This is a genomic window from Amycolatopsis plumensis, from assembly GCF_042652605.1.
Classification (GTDB): domain Bacteria; phylum Actinomycetota; class Actinomycetes; order Mycobacteriales; family Pseudonocardiaceae; genus Amycolatopsis; species Amycolatopsis plumensis.
In genome coordinates this window covers 5,649,696-5,667,279 of sequence record NZ_JBHSJY010000001.1, presented here as the reverse complement: position 1 = coordinate 5,667,279, position 17,584 = coordinate 5,649,696, and the positions used below count along the sequence as shown (strand labels likewise).

The following is a 17,584-nucleotide window of genomic DNA, read 5'->3' as shown; positions in this document are numbered from 1 at the left end:
TGAGAGCGCTCCCAAGGGGTTTCCGTCAAGTAACGAAATGATAAAGCATCCCGGCGTTTACGCAGCCTGAGCCCGTGTGCTAGAGATGTAACCGGTTACAACAACGGAGGTTCGCCATGGTCACCGCCCGCGAGGTCGCGCAGCTCTGCGGGGTTTCCGTCGCCACCGTGTCCCGGGTGTTCAACCGCCCCGCCACGGTCAGCGCGACGACCCGGGAACGCGTCGAGCGCGTCGCGCGGGACCTCGATTTCTCGCCTAACGAGTCGGCGCGCGCGCTGTCGCGGCAGCAGTCGGCGATGGTCGGGCTGGTCTGGGACACCGACCACCGGCGGCCCGGCTGGCGGCACCCGTTCCTGCAGGACCTGTTGCTGGGCCTCAAATCGGCGCTCAGCTCGCACGGCTACCACCTGCTGCTGCTCGCGACGAGCGACGACGCCCGCGACCGCCACCCCGGCGTGTCGCTGGCCGACCCGATCGGGTACGTGAGCATGACCCGGCGCCACCACCTGGCCGGGCTGGTGCTCATCGACAGCGGGACGGACGCCGACGCGTTCACCGCCTTCGCCCAGTCCGGGTTGCCGTGCGTCGCGCTCGACGTGGCTCTGTCCGGTCCGCGGGCGACGCACGTGACGTCGGACAACGCCGGGGGCGCGGCGGAAGCGGTCCGGCACCTGGCCGCACTCGGGCACCGCCGGATCGCGACGATCACCGGCCCCCGCGGCAACGCGCCGGCGGCCGCCCGCACCGAGGGTTACCGGCGCGGGCTGGCCGAAGCCGGGCTGCCGGTGTCGGAGGATCTCGTGGTCGGCGGCGACTTCTACCGCGAGAGCGGGTTCGTCGGCATGCGGCGGCTGCTGGCCCGCAAGGAGCCGCCGACGGCGGTGTTCGCGGCCAGCGACGAGATGGCGGTCGGCGCGCTCTTGGCGGCCCGCGCGGCCGGGCTGCGGGTGCCGGCCGACCTGGCCGTGGTGGGCTTCGACGACATCGAAGTGGCGTCCCTGGTGGACCCGGCCCTGACGACGGTGGCCCAGGACAAGCCGGGCTTCGGCACCGCGGCGGCGGGCGCGATGCTGGCGATGCTCGAGAACGCCGGCGCCCCGGAACCCGTGCTGCTCCCGACGAAACTGGTGGTCCGCGATTCGTGCGGTGCCCGCTCGTGAGCGCGTGGCCTACACGAGGGTGCCGCCGGAGGCGTCGATCCACTGCCCGGTGACCCAGCGGCTGTCGTCGGAGGCGAGGAAGGCGACGACGTCGGCGATGTCTTCGGGTACGCCGATCCCGCCCAGCGCGGACAGCGAAGACACCCACGTCCGGGCGTCCCCGACGAGCCGGCCCTCGTGGATGTCGGTGTCGACGACCCCGGGCGCCACGACGTTGACGGTGATCGCCCGGGAGGCCAGTTGCTTGGCCAGCGTCGCGGACGCCACGTCGAGCGCGCCTTTGGACATGGCGTAGGCGATCGAGCCGGGGAACCGGGAGCCACGCGTCTGCATCGTGGAGACGTTGACGATCCGCCCGCCGTCCCGCAGGCGCCGCAGGCCGTGCTGGATGACGAAGAACGGCGCGCGCGTATTGACCGCGAAGATCCGGTCGAAGCTCGTGGGTGTCACCTCCTGGATTTCGGCGACGTCGCCGTGGATCCCCGCGTTGTTGACCAGGATGTCCAGGCCGTCGGCGTGGGCGTCGAACCCCTGCCACAGGAGTTCGGCGTCGCCGGGCGTGCCGAGCTCGGCCTCGATCGTGAAAGCCCGGCCGCCGTCGGCCTCGATCTCGGCGACCGTTTCCTCGGCCGCGGTCACGTTGCTGCCGTAGTGCACGGCCACGCGGGCGCCGTCGCGGGCGAGGCGGCGGGAGATCGCGCGGCCGATGCCCCGGCTGCCGCCGGTGACCAGCGCGGTCTTCCCGGAGAGGGTTGTCATGGTGCTCGTTCCTCGTTTCGTCTGATTCGAGTACGTCGTACTCGAATTAGACGCTAGCAATTCGGGTACGATGTACGCAAGAGCGAGAGGGGTCCATGGTGGACGGAGAGCACGTGACCATCTGGATGCGCCCGGAAAATCCGGAGCGCTCCGGACCGGGCCGCCGCCCCGGCTACAGCCGGGCGCGGATCACGCAGGCCGCCATCACCGTCGCCGACGCCGAGGGGCTGGACGCCGCGACGATGCGGCGCATCGCCGCCGACCTCGGCACCGGCGCCATGTCGCTGTACCGGTACGTACCGAGCCGCGACGATCTGATCGACCTGATGCTCGACGCCGTCACGGGGGAAATCGAGCTCCCCGACCGGCCCGGCGGCGACTGGCGAGCCGACCTGTCGCTGGTCGCCCACCGGACCCGCGAGGTCGGCCTGCGCCACCCCTGGCAGGTGGCCTTGGCCAACCGGCGCCCCACGCTGGGGCCGAACTCCCTGCGCGTCTACGACTTCACCCTCGCCACACTGGCCGGGTTCGACCTGGACATCGACCGGATCACCAGCCTGGTGGGGATGCTGACCGACTACGTCCACAGCGCCGTGCACCGGGAGATCGGCTGGCTGGCGGAAGCCCGTCGCACCGGCATGGACACGGCTGAGTGGATGAGCGCCTACGTCGGGCCGTACGTCGCCCAGGTCGTCATGAGCGGACGCTATCCGATGTTCACCCGCACGGTCCGGGAGGCGCGGGTTTCGCACCTCCCCCCGGCCGCCCGCTTCCAGTACGGGCTCGACCACGTCCTCGACGGCATCGCCGCCGGCCTCCCCGCCCGCGGAGACGGTCACCCGGCCGTGGCCGCAGACTAGGCGGTGATCTTCGCGTCCCAGTCGATGTGGTGGGAGTACAGCCAGCCGGGCTGCTCGCCGACGTCCCCGCCCGCGCTCGCCTTCACCAGCTTCTCCACGCGCTCACGGCGAAGCCCTTCGTACGCCGCGAAAGCCGAGGCCGGGTCCGGCAGGTCGCGCAGGCACTGCGCGAGCACGACGCTGTCCTCCAGCGCCATCGACGCGCCCTGGCCCGCGGCCGGGGACGCGGCGTGGGCGGCGTCGCCGGTCAGGACCATCTCGGGCGTCGACCAGAGCCGGGTTTCCGGGACGTCGTAGGAGTGGCCGCCGAACACCTCCTCGCCGGTGGCGGCGATGATGTCCGCGCAGGGCAACGGATCTCCGTCGAACGCCGCGTGCGCGAACTCGCGCCAGCCCGCCGGGGTGACCGCCGCGATCTCCTCGCGGGAGCGCTCGACGTCCGGGATGCGGGCGAACCAAAAAGTAGCGCCGCCGGTGTCCGTGGTGAACCCGAAGGCGGCCCGGCTCCCGCGGATCATCCGGTAGATCCCGGGCGCGGCGGGCAGCCCGGCGGCCCGCGTGTAGCCGTACACGACGGTCAACCCGGTATAGCGGGGCTCGTCCGCGGCCGGGTCGATCAGCCGCCGGACGACCGAGCGCAACCCGTCCGCGCCGACCAGCACGTCACCTGTTTCGGTGGTGCCGTCGGCGAACTCCGCCGTGATCCCGTCCGGGCCGGGCTGCGCGCCCACCAGCCGCTTGCCGCGCTCCAGCGGGACACCGCGGCGCTCGGCCTCGTCCTGCAGGACGCGGTAGAGCGTCGCGCGGGTCAGGGTGCGCGGCCCGTCGAGGCCTTCGGTGTCGAACTCGCGCCGCCCCAGGGTCTCCCCCGTCGGGGCGACGAGTTCGACGCCGTACGCGGCGAACGAACTGTCGATCACCGGCCGGTCGGCCCCGATCGCGCGCAGGGCGTCCATGCCGTTGTGCATGATCGTGAGGAACGCGCCGATGTCGTCCCCGCCTGCGGGGTAGGCCTCGTACACGACCGGGTCGTGCCCGGCGAGCTTCAGCGCCATGGCCGTGACCGTGCCCGCGATCCCGCCACCCGCGACCAGTACCCGCACTTCGCGTCCCCCCGTCGACTCCGCGTGCCGCCGCCGGTGACGTTACCGTGGCGGCGGCACGCGGTGCCTACTTCTCCTTCGCACCGCTGGTGGCGATGTCGCCGTTCAAGCCGCGCGGGTAGAACCCACCGGAGGACACCTTGTCCGGGTTGAGGTAGGCGATGTTGAGCACGCGCTCGGCGGAGCGCCCGAACGCGATGCCGTTGGCGTCGGCCGGGACGAGGTTCGCCTTGCCGTTCTTGAGGACGCCTTCGTCGTCGTCGGCCTTGCCGTCGAGGCTGTCGCGGGCGTCGGACATCTTGTTCGTGATGTCCCCGAGGCCGCGCTCGAACAGCGCCGACCGCACGATCCCGGCGTGGTAGGCCTCGACGGCCAGGATGCCCGCGGCGGCGTCGAGGAACGTCTTGTTGTTCACCAGCGGGGCGGCGCCCTTGTACGCGGACACGCCGACGTCCTCGAACAGGTAGGCGGCGAGCAGGAAGTTGTTCTCGCTGCCGAACGGGTCGAACGTCTGGCCCTGCTTGATCACCCCGGCGGCCTGCATGGCCGCGGTGAAGCTGTTCTGGAAGTCGATCTCCGGCTGCGCGACGGCGGCTTTGTCGAGCGCCTTGCGCAGGAAGTTCACGTGGGCGACCTCGTCGCCGGCGATCTCCTGGACGAGCTGCTTGGTGTGCTCGCTCTTGAACTGCACCGCGTGCCCACCGGAGACCTTGCCCAGGTTGCCGACGCCGTTGACGTACTTCTCGTTCAGCCCGTAGCCGTAGACGGCGAACGAGTACAGGTTGGCCTCGAGGTACTCGAGGTTCAGCGCGAAGTTCAGCACGGCGGCGTCGCTCGCCTGCTCCTTCGCCTTGTCACCTCCCTGACCTCCGTACTGCTGTGTGGCACCGGCCGAGCCGAGGCCCAGCGACAACGCACCGCCGAGCGCGCCGGCGCCCGCGACGCCGAGCCCCGCCGCTCCCGCAGCCTTGAGGAAGCGGCGGCGGTCGGTCGCGTTCTCCGCGCTGCGCTCGATCAGCTGCTGTGTGTAGCGTTTTCCGAACACCGGGGGACGTCCTCTCGTGACGAGTTCGTCCACCTCACCCACCGGTCATACGTACCTGGGCGTCCCCCGGCTCGGTCAAAACGGGAAAAATTTTGATCGACTTGCGTTTGCCCAGGTCAGCCGCGCTGCGCGACCGCGAGCCGGACGCACACGGCGAGCGCGCGGACGGCCTCTTCGACCTCTTCGAGCTTCGGGAAGGTCGGCGCGATGCGGATGACGGCGTCGTCCGGGTCGTTCCCGTGCGGGTGGGTCGCCCCGGCGGGGGTCAGTGCGACCCCGGCCTCCTTCGCCAGCCGCACGACCTCCTTCGCGGTGCCCCGCGGGACGGTCAGCGTGATGAAGTACCCGCCGGTCGGCTTGGTCCAGGACGCCAGGTCGGCCAGCTCCTCGGAGAGGATCCGGTCGACGGCCGCGAACTTCGGGCCGATGATCTCGGCGTGCTTGCGCATGTGCGCGCGGACGCCGGCCTCGTCCTTGAGGAAGTGGGCGTGACGCAGCTGGTTGACCTTGTCGGGGCCGATGGTGCGCTTGCCTGTGTTGCCGGTCCACCAGGCGAGGTTGGCCTCGGACGCGCCGAAGAAGCCGACGCCGGCTCCGGCCAGGGTGATCTTCGAGGTGGAGCCGAAGACGAAGACGCGGTCGGCGTGGCCGGCCTCGGTGGCCAGGGCCAGCAGGTCGGCCAGCTCCGGCTCGTCGTCGGTGAGGTGGTGCACGGCGTAGGCGTTGTCCCAGAAGATCCGGAAGTCCGGCGCCGCGGTGCGCATGGTGGCGAGCCGCCGGACGACGTCGTCACTGAACGTGACGCCGGTGGGGTTGCTGTACTTGGGGACGCACCAGATGCCCTTGACGGCCGGGTCTTCGGCGACCAGCGTCTCGACGACGTCCATGTCCGGGCCCTCGTCGGTCATCGCCACCGGGACGAGCTCGATGCCGAAGCGCTCGGTGAGCGCGAAGTGGCGGTCGTAGCCCGGGACGGGGGCGAGGAACTTCACCTGCGGCTCGTCGGCCCAGCGGCGTTCGGCGCCGGGCAGCTTGCTCAGCAGGGCCTGGACGACGGCGTCGTGCATCAGCTCGAGGCTCGAGTTGCCGGCGGCGAGCAGCTGCCCGGCGGGCACCTGCAGCGCGGCGGCGAAGATGCGGCGCAGCTCGGGCAGGCCGTTGAGGCCGCCGTAGTTGCGGACGTCGGTGCCGTCCTCGGCCTTGAAGCTGCCGTCGCCCGGGAGGGAGAGCAGCGCGTTCGAGAGGTCGAGCTGCTCGGGGGACGGCTTGCCGCGGGTGATGTCCAGGGAGAGGCCTCGGCCGACCAGGGCCGCGTACTCGCTGCGGGCCGTGTCGACGTCGACGGAAGCAGTGGTCATGGGTCAACGCTAAACCCGCCGTCGATACCATTTCGGGGCGGGTCCTGGCTAGGGTGGTTGGTGTGCATCTCGTCGTCCACGCCGACCAGCGCCAGTTCGCCATCCGGGATTCCCGCGCCCGGTTGACGGGCAGCGGCTGGACCGATTCCGCGGTGGACCACCGGATCGGGGCGGAGCCGGGCGGCCTCGCCATCGCGACGGCACGCTCGGACGTGGTCGAGTCTTCGGTGACGCTGCTGCCCTCGGCGCCCGGTCTTCTGGCCGACGCCGAGCACGTGGTGGAAGCGGATCTTCCGGTTCCGAGCGGGCGGTTGGTGATTTCCGGGCCTTCGGATTACCCGTCGCAGGAAAAGTTCTTTTCGGTGCTTCCCGGGTTGTACCGGGCGCGGGTTTCCTACGTGCCTGCCGGTCCGCCCGCGACGACCTGGAACGAGCACGAGTTCGGGGAGCACTACCGGTACGTGGTGGAGCTGTGGCCGGTGGAAGAGCGGTCCGATGTGGAGGTTCTGCGGCAGGGCGCGACAGTCTGGGACGGCTGAGGGGTCGTCGATATCCGGTCGCGGCGCACCCGCCGGGGCGGCATCATGCGGCCCATGGACCAGTCGTTCCTCCCCGGCCTGGAACTGTCCCGCCGCTTCTACCACGAGGCAGTCCGGCCGGTGCTCCACGCGCACTTCGGGGAACTGCCGTACACGGCCGCGCGGATCGGCACCGGTTCGGAGGTCCTCGGCTTCGACACGGCTCGCTCCGCCGATCACGAATGGGGGCCACGTCTGCAGCTCTTCTTGAGCCGCGACGACGCGGAGCGATACGCCCGAGACGTCGTCGCGATGTTGAGCGACGAGCTGCCCAAGGCGTTCCACGGCTACCCCACCAACTTCGGCCCCACCGAGAACGAGCACGTGCGCCACATGGTGGCCACCGACGGACCGGTCTTCCACCGCGTCGACGTCACCACCCTCGACGAATGGCTCCCCGGCCAATTGGGCTTCGATCCCCGCGAGGCCATCACCACGCTCGACTGGCTCGCCACCCCCACCCAGGCCCTCGCCGAACTCACCGCCGGCGCGGTCTTCCACGACCCCACGGGCGAACTCACCGCGGTTCGCGCGCGGCTCGGCTGGTACCCGGAGCAGATCTGGCGTTACCTCCTGGCCTGCCAGTGGCAGCGGATCTCGCAGGAAGAGGCGTTCGTCGGACGGTGCGGCGAAGTCGGCGACGAACTCGGCTCGGCCGTCGTCGCGGCCCGCTTGGTCCGGGAGCTCCTGCGCCTGAGCCTGCTGATGCACCGCCGATTTCCGCCCTACGGCAAATGGCTCGGCAGCGCCTTCACCCGGCTCCCGTTCGCGGCCACCGTTTCGCCGGCACTGACCGCGGCACTGGCCGCGACCACCTGGCCCGAACGGGAGGGCCACCTCGCGGCGGCGTACACCGCCATCGCCGAGCTGCACAACCGGCTCGGCCTGACCGAGCCGCTCGATCCCGGCACCCGCCCCTACCACGACCGTCCGTTCCAGGTCCTGCGCGCGGACCGGTTCAGCCAGGCGCTCCTCGACACCCTGACCGACCCGGCACTCCGTGTTTTGCCGCGCACCGGGGCGATCGACCAGTTCGCCGACAGCACCGATCTGCTCGGCGATCGCGCGGCGGCTCGCGCCGTCACGGCCGCGCTGGTTCCCCCGAGCTCCGGCGTCTGAAGGGATCAGAGCGCCGTCAGCGTCGCCAGTTTCCAGCGGCCGTCCACGCGCTTCGCCGTCACCGCCAGCTGGGCCACCGACGACGTCGGCGCTCCCCCGCCCTGGGCCACCGTCTGCTGGTCCAGGAACAACAGCAGATCCGCCGAGTCACCCCGCAACGACCGCACCCCGATCGCCCGGACCGTCGTCGTCCGGATGAGCTTCTCCGCCGTCGCGCGGGGGCGGGCCGAAGCGAACTGGGTCTGGTACTGGCGGACCGCGTCCCCCGTCAGGACCTCCGACGCCGCCCGCTCCGTGCGGGCCAGGTTCGCGTAGTCGTACGAAAACACCGCCTTCACCGCGTCGCTCACCTGAGATGAAACGTCCGAAGTGGCCGAGACGTCCACCAAAGCCGCATTGTCGCCCGGGGACAGCGAGGCCGCTTCGATGCCGAACCAGGCCGTGCAGCCCAGGGCCAGTGCCACCACCAGGATCAACGCCCGGGTCATGAGCCCGCCGCCTGGACGCCGCTGATCTTCCAGCCGTCCGGGGCGCGGGACACGTCCACCGTCAGGCGGTTGAGCCGCGGGGAAACGGCCCCGCCGCCCGTGGAAACCCGGACGTCCAGGACCGCCAGGAGACGCGCCACCCCGCGAGCGGGATCGATCTCCGTCACCGCCGCCTGGACCAGCGACGCCGAGGACACCGTGCGGGCCGTCGTCGCGCGGTCGATCTGCAGCTGGCGGTCGCCGGACAGGTCCTTGGCGTACTGCCCCGTCGTGGCCGCGATCCAGCGGTCCACGTCCGCCGCCGCCGTGCGGTAGTCGATCGTGTTCAGCGTGACCAGTCCAGGCCCCGCCGCGGCTAGGACCGCGTCACGCTCGCGGCCGCGGGCGAAGGAGTCGTCGGCTGCCGCACGCCACCAGGACCAGCCCGAGAACGCGGCCGCCAGCACCGACAAGACGGCCAGGACCACCAGGAGACGCAGCTTCACGGCGCGCCCAGCAACCGGGCCAGCCCACCCGAAGACGGGCCGGTCAGCAGGCTCAGCACCCCCGGCAGCTGCGCGGGCGAAGAAGCAGCCGCCTGCTGCTGAGGCGCGGCCGGGATCGCGGGCGGCTTCCCCGCGTAAGGCGCGTTCTGCGCCCCGCGCACCCCGGTCGGGCTGCCCGGCGGCTCGGCGCAGTAGGCGTTCATGTTCACCGGTGCTTCGGTCTCATCGTTCGCCGGACGCTGCTTCGTCCCTTCGTACCCCTTCGTGCACGAAGCCGGGTCGAAGAAGTTGAACACCACGCCCAGGTGACCGGTGCCGTCCGGGGACGTCGACGGCGAAAACGCCGAAATGATCGGGTACGCGACCAAGAGTTCCTCGATCGAGTCCTTCCGGGACGTCGTGATCTGCGCCGTGGTCAGCAGGTTGGCGAACAGCACGCCCAGATCGGTCCCGGACGCCGCCAGCACGTCGCTGATCTGCCGGCTCAGCTGCGGCGCCTGCGCGATCACCCGCCGCAGATCGGGATCCGACTTCTTGAGCTGACCCGCGATGGTCCGCAGCCCCGAGGCGAAGTCGGTGATGTTCGCCGCCTGCCGTTCCTGGGTGCCGAGCACGATCCGCGAGTTCGCCAGCAGCCCCTGCGTCTGCGGGACGTACTGCGCGGCCACTGCCGTCAGCGAGCCCGTGCTGTCCAGCAGCTGCTGCAGTTCCGGCCCCGCGCCCGCGAACGCGTTGTACGTCTCGTCGACGACCGTCCGCAGCGACTCCGGGTGCACGCTCGCCACGAGGTCGTCGAGGTGGGTGAGCACGGTGTCCGGTGACGGCGGCAGCGACGTCCGGTCCGCCGTGATCACCGAGCCGTCCTTCAGGAACGGGCCGCCGTTGTGCTGCGGGAGCAGGTCGACGAACTGCTCGCCCACCGCCGACCGGTTCGCCACCTGAGCGTGCGCGTCGGCCGGGATGTCCGGTGCGCCCGCGTCGATGTCGAGGGCGACGTCGACGCCGTGCTCGGTGAGCGTCATCGACGTCACCCGCCCGACCGTCACCCCGCGATAGGCGACTTCGGAGTTGACGAAGATCCCGCCGGAGTCGGTCAGCTGCGCGGTGACGACGTAACCGCGGTGGCCGAACAGCCGGTCCAGCCCGGCGTACCGGCCGCCGGCGTAGACGACCGAAACCACCGCGATGACGACGAACGCGAACAGCTGGATCCGGATCTTGCGGGTCACCGGCCGCCCCCGATCAGGCCGAGCAGCCCGCCCAGCAGGTTCGGCCCGGCGGCCGGCGGAACCGAGCCCAGGTCCGGCAGCGGCAACGGCGGCGCGACCGCGGAAGGCTGACCGCCGATCCCGGAAGGCAGCGCGATCGGCGGCTGCGACGAGTTCGTGAAGTTCGAGATGAGCACGTCCAGGTCGAGGTTCACGTTCGCCTCGACGTTCGCGTAGTCGCCCTTGATCACGTTGCCCGCGTAGTCCGGGAACGGGTAGGTCAGCAGGATCTGCAACGCGTTCGGCAGGTTCTGGCCCGCCTCGCCGAGCTTGGCCAGCGTCGGCTGCAGCGCCTTGAGGTTCGCGACGAGCTGGTCGCGGCTCTTCGTCACGGTGTCCACCGCGACGCCGGACAACGTGTTCAGCGCGTTCAGCATGCCCACGAGCTGGTCGCGCTGGTCCGTGACGACCTTCAGGCCCGGCGCGAGGTTGTCGAGCGCGTCGGTCAGGTTCTGCGTCTGGCCGGTCAAGGTGTGCGACAGCTTCGCGAGGCCGTCGATCGCGCGCAGGATCTCGGTCTTGTGCCCGTCGAGCTGGGTGGCCAGTTCGTCCACCCGGGACAGCAGCGCGCGGATCTCCGGCTCGTTCCCGGACAGCGCGTCGTTGAGTTCGTGGCTGATCTTCTGGATCTGCTCGACGCCACCGCCGTTGAGCAGCAGCGAAAGCGCGCCGAGCACCTCCTCGACCTCGGGGTTGCGGTTGGTACGCCCGAGCGGGATCTGCCCGCCGTCGGCGAGCTTCCCCGACGCGGGTTCGGCGGTGGGCACGCTCAGCTCGACGAACTTCTCGCCCAGCAGCGAAGACTGCTTCAGCTCGGCGTGGGCGTTGGCGGGCAGGGCGATGTCGCCGTTGACGGTCATCGCCACCAGCGCCGACCGTGTGTCCGGGGTCAGCGTGATCTTGTCGACGCGCCCGACCGCGACGTCGTTGACCTTGACGCTCGACTGCGGCACCAGGTCCAGCACGTCGGTGAAAACGGCGGTGACGTGGTACGGGTGGTCGCCGACGTCGGCCCCGCCCGGCAGCGGCGTGCCGTAGAGGCCGTTGAAGCCGCCGTCGCTGCACCCGGCGAGCACGAGCACCCCGGCGAGTGCTCCCGCGATCCGACGGCGCCCCTTCACTTCGCACCGCCGGACAGCTGTTCCATCACGTCGACGAGCGGGAGCGGCAACGGCGGCAGCGTCCCGTTCTGGAGCGAGTTGAGCACCTGCGGGATGGTCGGCAGCTTCAGGACGCCGTCTAGGACCGGCGCGAGTTGCTTGCAGATGTTCCCCAGGGTGTCGGGGATTTCCTTCGGCGTGACCGAGCTGATCAGGCGGCACACGGTGAGGATCGGCGGGTTGGTCAGCTCGTTGAGGTTGTCGCGGACGGCGATGGTGCCCGAGGCCGCGTCGTAGGAGTTGATGAAGTTGGTGGCGCCGGTCGGCGCGATGTCGAGCACCTCGGCGAGCGCGGCGCGCTGGTCGACCAGCACCTTCGACAGCGACGCCAGCTTGTCCACATTGGATTCCAAGGCCGTCTTGTTGTCGTTGACGAACTGCTGGACGTCGCCGAGTGCCCCGCCGAGGGACTGCAGCGCGGCGCCCACTTCGCCGGAGTCCGCGGCGAGGAACCGGCTGACGTCGGCGACGCGGCCGTAGAACTCGTTGAGCTGCTGGTCGCTCTGGGCCAGTGCGCCGGTGAAGGAGTTGAGGTTCTGCACGGTCGAGAACAGGTCGTCCTTCGAGCCGTCGAGCGTCTTCGCCAGCTCGGCCAGCTGCCCGACCGTCGAGTTCAGCGAGGTGCCGTTGCCCTTGAGCGTGTTTGCCGCGGTGTCGAGGACGCCGGACAGCGCGCCGTCCTTGTTGGCCCCGTTCGGGCCCAGTGCCGTCGACAGCTTGTCCAGGCTGGAGTACAGGTCGTCCAGTTCCACCGGCGTGGCCGTGCGGTCCTTCGCGAGCACCGTCCCCGAAGCGAGCACGGGACCGCTGTCGTAGGCCGGGGTGAGCTGGACGTACCGGTCGCTGACCAGGCTCGGCGCGACCACGACCGCGCCGACGTCGGCCGGCAGCGCCACCTCGTCGACCCGCATGTCGACACGGACGGCGTCACCCTCGGGCGTGACGCCGGTGACCTCGCCGACCGGCACGCCGAGCACCCGCACCGACGAACCCGCGTACAGCCCGACGGTCTTGCCGAAGTACGCGGACAGCTGGGTGCCGTTCGACGACCGGAACACCAGGTACAGCCCGGCCGTGACGATCAGCGCGAGGACGCACGCGAAGGCCAGCCAGGTCACCAGGCTGCGGCCGCGGGCGGTGTGGATGGTCATCGGCGGCCCACCCCCTGGTTCGGCGCCGCGATCGGCGGGGTGCAGCCTTCGGGGTTGATGTGCAGCCCGCCCACGGTGATCGTCGGCGGCAGCAGCCCGCACAGGTAGCCCTCGAACCAGCGGCCGTTGCCGGTGGCGTTCGCGCCGACGCGGGCGAACGGCGCCATCAGCTGCAGGCTCTGGTCGAGGTTGCCCTGGTTGCGCTGCAGGATGTCGGTCACCTTCCCGAGCTTCTCCAGCGTCGGCTTGAGCTGGGCGCGGTTGTCCTGGACCAGCCCGGTCAGCTGCTGCGACAGCTGCTGGGTGCCGGTGAGCAGGGCGCTGATGGCCTGCTTGCGGTTCTGCAGCTCGGTGAGCAGCAGGTTGCCGTCGCTGATCACGCGCTGCAGCTGGGCGTTGCGGTCGGACAGCGTCTTCGAGACCTGGCTCGTGTTGGCCAGCAGCGTGTGCAGGTCGGCGTCACGGGAGGACACCGTTTTCGCGAGCGACGACAGGCCGGTCAGCGTGTCCTTCAGGTACTGCGGGCTGTCCTTGAGGCTGTCCGAGAGGGCGTTGAAGCTGTCCGCGAGCTGTTTCGTGTCGATGTCGCCGACCGTCGTCGACAGCTGTTCGAAGGCGTCCTGCAGCTGGAACGGCGTGCGGGTGCGGGCCTGCGGGATCGTGTCGTTGGGCTCCTGCGCGCCGCTGCCCTTCGGGTCGAGGGCGAGGTACTTCTCCCCCAGCAGCGTCTTGATCTCGATGGACGCGGTCGTCGCGTCGCCGACCCGGACGTCCTTCACCCGGAACTTGACCAGCACCTGCTTGCCCGCCAGCTTCACCGACGACACCGTGCCGACCTTGACGCCGGCGACCTCGACCTCGTTGTCCGGCGCCAGCCCGGCGGACTCGCCGAAGTACGCCGAGTACGTCGTGCCGTTGCCGAAGAACGGGAGCTGGTCGGAAAAGTACGTCGTGGCCGTGACGAGCACGATCAGCACGAGCGCGACCGCGCCCACCGCGGCCTGGTTGCGTTCCTTCAGCGGCTTCACGGACCACACCTCTCCGCGCGCTGGGTGCCGGGGATCGGGATGATCGGCAGCGTGATGTCGAGCGAGGAAATGCCGATGGTGCCGGTGATCCCGCACAGGTAGTAGTTGAACCAGCTGCCGTAGGACAGCGTCCGGGTGAACTTCTGCAGGTTGCCCGGCAGCACCTCGAGGAGGTGGTTGAGCAGCTCGCCGGAGTCGCCGAGGTTCTGCGAGAGCACACCGAGCTGGGCGACGTCGTCCTTGAGCGCCGGGCGGGCGTCGGCCAGGAGCCCGGTGGTCGACACGGCGAGGTCGCCGAGCGCGCTGACCGCGTCGCCGATCGGCCTGCGCTGCTCGGCCAGCCCGCTGACCAGCTTTTGGGTCTGCTCGATCAGGTCGCCGAGCTGGGGGCCGCGCGCGTTGACCGTGCCGAGCACCGTGTTGAGGTTGGCGATGACCTGGCCGATCACCTGGTCCTTGCTCGCGATCGCCGACGTCAGCGACGCGGTGTGCCGCAGCAGGCTGGTGATCGTGCCGCCCTCGCCCTGGAAGACGCTGATGATCTCGGCCGAGAGCTGGTTGACGTCCTTCGGGCTCAGCGCCTTGAACAACGGCTTGAAGCCGTTGAACAGCACGGTGAGGTTGAGCGCGGGTTTCGTGCGCTCCGGCGGGATCGTGCCGCCCTCGGGCAGGGCCTTGTCGCCGGGGACGTCCGTGCCGAGCGCGAGGTAGCGCTGCCCGACCAGGTTGCGGTACTTGATCGTCGCGGTCACCGTCTCCGGCAGCCGGTAGGCGTGTTCGACGTCGAACCGGACCTCGGCGAGGTTCCGCTCGCCCTCGACCACCGCGATCGAGTCGACCTGGCCGACCTTGACCCCGGCGATGCGGACGTCGTCGCCTTCCTTCAACCCGGACGCGTCGGTGAACTTCGCCAGGTAACCGGACGTCTCACCGAAGTTCGTGTTCGCGATCGTGGCCGCCAGGATCCCGGTGAGCAGCACGGTGACCACCGCGAAGATCCCCAGCTTGATGAGCGACGGGACGAAACTCCTCACTTCAGCTCCACCTCCGCCCCGCGGTAGAGCGGCCCGACGAGCAGGCCCGCCCAGCCGGGCACGTCCCCCGGCGAGGTGCCGAGCGCGGGCGAGGCGAGCACTTCGATGAGGTCGGTTTCGTACGCCGAGCCGACGATCGTGCCGTCGCCGCCGACCGCGCCACCCCCGGCCGGCAGCGTCTCGGGCGGGTACTTCGGCGGCGGGGGCTTGCTGGAGCCGTCCTTGATCGCGCCGTCCGGCGGGTACTGCGGCCACACGCCGGGCTTCGGCACCTGCGGGTAGCAGCGCGGGCCGCGCTTGTCGTCGTACTTCGGCTCGTCGACGCCGGGGAGGTACTTGCCTCGGCTGGCGGCGAACTCGATGGTGACCCGGCTGACCTCGGGGTGCGCGGTGCCCTTGCCGAACGCCAGTTCCGCCCGCGGCACCGACTCGGCGAGCTGCCGCAGCAGGCACGGGTACTCGGGCGCGTACTTGGCGAGGACGTCCAGGGTCGGCTGGACGGCCGTGGTGAGCCGGATCAGGTTGTCCTTGTTGACCTGCAGGAAGCTCGTGAGATCCACCGAAGCCGCGGTGACCGTGGCGTAGAGGTCGCTCAGCTGCGCGCGCTGGTCGACGATCGTCCGGCTCGTCGTGGTCAGGTCGGACAGCGCCTGCAACAGGTCCGGCGCGGCCTTGTCGTAGGTGTTCGCCACGTTCGCGAGGCCGGTGATGTCGGCTTTGACGTCCGGCAGCGACGGGTTCAGCTTGCCGAGGTAGTCCGACAGCCCGGCCAGGGTCTCGCCGAGCTGCTTGCCGCGGCCGTCGAGCGCGGTCGCCACCGCGGTCAGCGTGCTCGACAGCTTCTCCGGCTGGACCGCCTGCAGCAGCGGCATCACGTCGTCGAGGACCTTCTGCAGTTCGATCGCCGCGCTGCTGCGGTCCTGCGGGATGACGTCACCGGCTTCGATCGGGCGCTGCGCCTTCTCGGGCAGCTGCAGGGCGACGTACCGCTCGCCGAAGAGCGTCTTCGGCAGCAGCCGCGCGGAGACGTTCTTCGGGATGACGTTCGTCTTGTCCGGGTCGAGCGCGAGTTCCAGCTCGGCGTGGTCGCCCTTCGCCAGCACCGACCGGACCTCGCCGACGAGCATGCCGCGGACCTTGACGTCGCCGCCGGTGCGCAGCTGGCTGCCGACGCGGTCGGTCTCCAGCTTCACGAGCGTCACCGGGGTGAACGCCTTGTGGTAGACGGCCAGGGTGAGCGCGATGAACAGGGCGGCGACGACCAGGAAGACGAGCCCCAGCACCTGGTACCGGAGCCGCTGCCAGAGCTCGCGCCTCATCCCGAGATCCTCACCGTGGTGTTCGCGCCCCAGATGGCCAGCGACAGGAAGAAGTCCAGCACCGAGATCAGCACGATCGACGTCCGCACCGCGCGGCCCACGGCGACGCCGACGCCGGCCGGGCCGCCGCTGGCGTGGAAGCCGTAGTAGCAATGGGACAGGATCACGAGCACGCTGAAGACGATCACCTTCCCGAACGACCACAGGACGTCGCCGGGCGGCAGGAAGAGCGTGAAGTAGTGGTCGTAGGTGCCCGCGGACTGGCCGTAGAGCCAGATGGTGATCTGCCGGGACGCCAGGTAGCTCGACAGCAGGCCGACCGCGTACAGCGGGATCACCGCGGCGACGCCGGCGAGGACCCGGGTCGTCACCAGGTACGGCATGCTCGGCACACCCATGACTTCCAGGGCGTCGATCTCCTCGGAGATCCGCATGGCGCCGAGCTGGGCGGTGAAGCCGCAGCCGACGGTGGCGGACAGCGCGAGCCCGGCCGAGAGCGGCGCGACTTCGCGCGTGTTGAAGTAGGCGGAGATGAACCCGGTGAGCGCGGCCGTGCCGAGCTGGTTGAGCGCGGAATAGCCCTGCAGGCCCACGATGAGGCCGGTGAACAGCGTCATCCCGATCATCACGCCGAGCGTGCCACCGATGACGGCGAGCCCGCCGGTGCCGAAGCAGACCTCGGTGAGCAGCCGCAGGGTTTCCCGGCTGTAGCGGCGGATCGTGCGCGGCGACCAGGCGAGCGCCTTCGCCGCGAACGCCAGCTGCTTGCCGAGCCCTTCCAGGCTCTGGCCCGGGCGCGCGATGTACTCGAGCGTCCGGTCCGTGTCCAGGGGTTCGGCGGTCATCACATCGCCTTCGGCGGGACGATCCGCAGGTAGATCGCGGTGAGCACGACGTTGATCAGGAACAGCAGCAGGAACGTGATGACGACGGCCTGGTTGACCGCGTCACCGACGCCCTTCGGCCCGCCCGCCGGGTTCAGCCCGCGGAAGGCGGCGACCACCCCGGCGACGAAGCCGTACAGCAGCGCCTTGATCTCGCTGATCCACAGATCCGGCACCTGGGCGAGGGCGTTGAAGCTGGCGAGGTACGCGCCCGGCGTGCCGCCCTGCAGGACGACGTTGAAGAAGTAGCCGCCGAGCACGCCGACCACGCTGACCAAGCCGTTCAGCAGCACCGAAACGACCATCGCGGCGAGCACCCGCGGCACGATCAGCCGCTGGATCGGGTTGACGCCGAGGACCTCCATGGCGTCGATCTCTTCGCGGATCTTGCGGGCGCCGATGTCCGCGCAGACGGCGCTGCCGCCGGCGCCCGCGACGAGCAGCGCGGTGATCAGCGGGCTGGCCTGCTGCACGATGGCCAGCGCGCTGGCCGCGCCGGTGAACGACTGGGCGCCGATCTGCGCGGTCAGCGAGCCGAGCTGCAGGGCGATCACCGCGCCGAACGGGATGGCGACCAGTGCCGTCGGGAGGATCGTGACGCTGGCGAAGAACCAGCACTGCTGGATCCACTCGCGGGCCTGGAACGGGCGCTTGAAGATCGCGCGCAGGACCTCCCACGAGAGGGTCGCCAGGCGGCCGACCTGGGTCAGGGCCGCGGTTCCCGGGAGCGTGCCGCTGCTTCCGCTCACCACACCTCCCAGTAGATCGCCGTTGACCTCCGAGTC

18 protein-coding genes are annotated in these 17,584 nt (G+C 70.4%); 4 read left to right on the top strand and 14 right to left on the bottom strand.

The genetic code is table 11. From position 1 onward, the window contains the following. Positions 1–116 precede the first annotated feature (116 nt). Positions 117–1,160 (top strand): LacI family DNA-binding transcriptional regulator, encoded by a 1,044-nt coding sequence (locus ACFPLC_RS27740; protein ID WP_378192809.1) that lies wholly within the window; start codon positions 117–119, stop codon positions 1,158–1,160. 9 nt (positions 1,161–1,169) lie between these two features. On the opposite strand, the gene ACFPLC_RS27735 is transcribed toward ACFPLC_RS27740, so the two are convergent. Continuing rightward, positions 1,170–1,919 (bottom strand): SDR family oxidoreductase, encoded by a 750-nt coding sequence (locus ACFPLC_RS27735; protein ID WP_378192807.1) that lies wholly within the window; start codon positions 1,917–1,919, stop codon positions 1,170–1,172. 113 nt (positions 1,920–2,032) lie between these two features. Here ACFPLC_RS27735 and ACFPLC_RS27730 point away from each other — a divergent pair, with 113 nt between their 5' ends. Beyond that, on the top strand, positions 2,033–2,779 hold the full coding sequence (locus tag ACFPLC_RS27730) for a TetR/AcrR family transcriptional regulator (RefSeq protein ID WP_378192805.1): 747 nt from the start codon (positions 2,033–2,035) through the stop codon (positions 2,777–2,779). Here the strand turns inward: ACFPLC_RS27730 and ACFPLC_RS27725 are convergent. The 3 genes from ACFPLC_RS27725 to ACFPLC_RS27715 form a co-directional block, all read right to left on the bottom strand. After that, positions 2,776–3,882, bottom strand: a complete 1,107-nt coding sequence (locus tag ACFPLC_RS27725) for an FAD-dependent oxidoreductase (protein WP_378192803.1) — start codon at positions 3,880–3,882, stop codon at positions 2,776–2,778. The two genes, ACFPLC_RS27730 and ACFPLC_RS27725, sit on opposite strands and share 4 nt — an antisense overlap. 67 nt (positions 3,883–3,949) lie before the next feature. After that, complete coding sequence (locus ACFPLC_RS27720; protein ID WP_378192801.1) at positions 3,950–4,927, bottom strand: ferritin-like domain-containing protein; 978 nt, start codon at positions 4,925–4,927, stop codon at positions 3,950–3,952. 116 nt (positions 4,928–5,043) lie between these two features. Next, entirely contained in the window at positions 5,044–6,285 is a 1,242-nt protein-coding gene (locus ACFPLC_RS27715; RefSeq protein WP_378192799.1) for an aspartate aminotransferase type Ic, read from the bottom strand. A gap of 62 nt (positions 6,286–6,347) precedes the next feature. On the opposite strand from ACFPLC_RS27715, the gene ACFPLC_RS27710 reads away from it, so the two are divergent. After that, a complete protein-coding gene (locus tag ACFPLC_RS27710) occupies positions 6,348–6,824 on the top strand; it encodes a hypothetical protein (protein WP_378192797.1) in 477 nt (158 codons plus the stop codon). A 54-nt stretch (positions 6,825–6,878) separates the two neighbouring features. Then, positions 6,879–7,982, top strand: coding sequence for a DUF4037 domain-containing protein (locus ACFPLC_RS27705; protein WP_378192795.1), 1,104 nt, complete (start codon positions 6,879–6,881; stop codon positions 7,980–7,982). Positions 7,983–7,987: 5 nt separating this feature from the next. Here the strand turns inward: ACFPLC_RS27705 and ACFPLC_RS27700 are convergent, their stop codons facing one another. The 10 genes from ACFPLC_RS27700 to ACFPLC_RS27655 are packed head-to-tail and all read right to left on the bottom strand — an operon-like array spanning position 7,988 to position 17,551. Then, positions 7,988–8,470, bottom strand: a complete 483-nt coding sequence (locus tag ACFPLC_RS27700) for a hypothetical protein (protein WP_378192793.1) — start codon at positions 8,468–8,470, stop codon at positions 7,988–7,990. Continuing rightward, a complete protein-coding gene (locus tag ACFPLC_RS27695; RefSeq protein WP_378192791.1) occupies positions 8,467–8,955 on the bottom strand; it encodes a hypothetical protein in 489 nt (162 codons plus the stop codon). Before ACFPLC_RS27695 ends, ACFPLC_RS27700 begins: the two co-directional genes overlap by 4 nt. Then, entirely contained in the window at positions 8,952–10,184 is a 1,233-nt protein-coding gene (locus ACFPLC_RS27690) for an MCE family protein (RefSeq protein WP_378192789.1), read from the bottom strand. The genes ACFPLC_RS27695 and ACFPLC_RS27690 overlap by 4 nt, the downstream gene beginning before the upstream one ends. Then, a complete protein-coding gene (locus ACFPLC_RS27685) occupies positions 10,181–11,344 on the bottom strand; it encodes an MCE family protein (protein WP_378192788.1) in 1,164 nt (387 codons plus the stop codon). Before ACFPLC_RS27685 ends, ACFPLC_RS27690 begins: the two co-directional genes overlap by 4 nt. Beyond that, positions 11,341–12,534: an MCE family protein gene (locus tag ACFPLC_RS27680; protein WP_378192786.1), complete on the bottom strand. Its 1,194-nt coding sequence runs from the start codon at positions 12,532–12,534 to the stop codon at positions 11,341–11,343. The genes ACFPLC_RS27685 and ACFPLC_RS27680 overlap by 4 nt, the downstream gene beginning before the upstream one ends. Next, positions 12,531–13,562, bottom strand: coding sequence for an MlaD family protein (locus tag ACFPLC_RS27675; protein ID WP_378192784.1), 1,032 nt, complete (start codon positions 13,560–13,562; stop codon positions 12,531–12,533). The genes ACFPLC_RS27680 and ACFPLC_RS27675 overlap by 4 nt, the downstream gene beginning before the upstream one ends. Beyond that, on the bottom strand, positions 13,559–14,596 hold the full coding sequence (locus ACFPLC_RS27670) for an MCE family protein (RefSeq protein ID WP_378192782.1): 1,038 nt from the start codon (positions 14,594–14,596) through the stop codon (positions 13,559–13,561). Before ACFPLC_RS27670 ends, ACFPLC_RS27675 begins: the two co-directional genes overlap by 4 nt. Then, entirely contained in the window at positions 14,593–15,915 is a 1,323-nt protein-coding gene (locus ACFPLC_RS27665) for an MCE family protein (RefSeq protein ID WP_378192780.1), read from the bottom strand. Before ACFPLC_RS27665 ends, ACFPLC_RS27670 begins: the two co-directional genes overlap by 4 nt. Next, a complete protein-coding gene (locus ACFPLC_RS27660) occupies positions 15,912–16,760 on the bottom strand; it encodes an MlaE family ABC transporter permease (protein ID WP_191314963.1) in 849 nt (282 codons plus the stop codon). The genes ACFPLC_RS27665 and ACFPLC_RS27660 overlap by 4 nt, the downstream gene beginning before the upstream one ends. Then, positions 16,760–17,551, bottom strand: a complete 792-nt coding sequence (locus tag ACFPLC_RS27655; protein WP_373309163.1) for an MlaE family ABC transporter permease — start codon at positions 17,549–17,551, stop codon at positions 16,760–16,762. The genes ACFPLC_RS27660 and ACFPLC_RS27655 overlap by 1 nt, the downstream gene beginning before the upstream one ends. Positions 17,552–17,584: the final 33 nt, after the last annotated feature.